Below are 654 nucleotides of genomic sequence, written 5' to 3' on the forward strand. Positions count from 1 at the left end.
AAACACCGTCAGAAAATATATCAACAGTAAAGATTGTGAACCTACCTATAAGCCAAGGGTTAAAGGAGTTTCAAAACTTGATCCATTTAAAAATTTCATCAATGAACGGATAGCTCATGCCAATCCAATTCGTCTGTCAGGAACAGTGATTCATCGAGAACTTAGAGACATTGGTTACCAAGGTGGAATTACGTTGGTTCGGGATTATCTACGCCAATTGCGTGATTGTGTTGAACCAGTAGAAGTGATTCGTTTTGAAACCGAACCGGGTAAACAAATGCAGGTTGACTGGGGAAAAATGCGGGGCGGTAAAGACCCAATCCATGCCTTTGTATGCGTCTTAGGGTTTTGTCGCGCCTTGTTTGTTGTTCTAACAGATAATATGCGCTATGAGACCTTAGAGGCCTGTCACCGTGCTGCTTTTGAATATTTCCAGGGTGTTCCGGAACAAGTCTGGTATGACAACATGAAAACGGTTGTACTGCAACGAGATGCTTATGGTGAAGGCCAGCATCGATTTAACAAAAGCTTTTATCAGTTCGCTAAAGAAATGAATTTTATTCCCAAGCTGTGCCAACCCTACCGGCCACAAACCAAGGGTAAAGTTGAAAGAATGGTTCGTTATGTGCGAGATAACTTTTTCAACCCTTTGGC

General features: G+C 42.2%; 1 protein-coding gene. It reads left to right on the plus strand.

Translation table 11 applies throughout. From position 1 onward, the window contains the following. Nucleotides 1–19 precede the first annotated feature (19 nt). On the plus strand, nucleotides 20–654 hold a 635-nt coding region (gene istA, locus IEV16_RS13305), incomplete at its 3' end, for an IS21 family transposase (RefSeq protein WP_229728363.1).

The organism is Marinicella pacifica (assembly GCF_014636635.1).
GTDB lineage: Bacteria > Pseudomonadota > Gammaproteobacteria > Xanthomonadales > Marinicellaceae > Marinicella > Marinicella pacifica.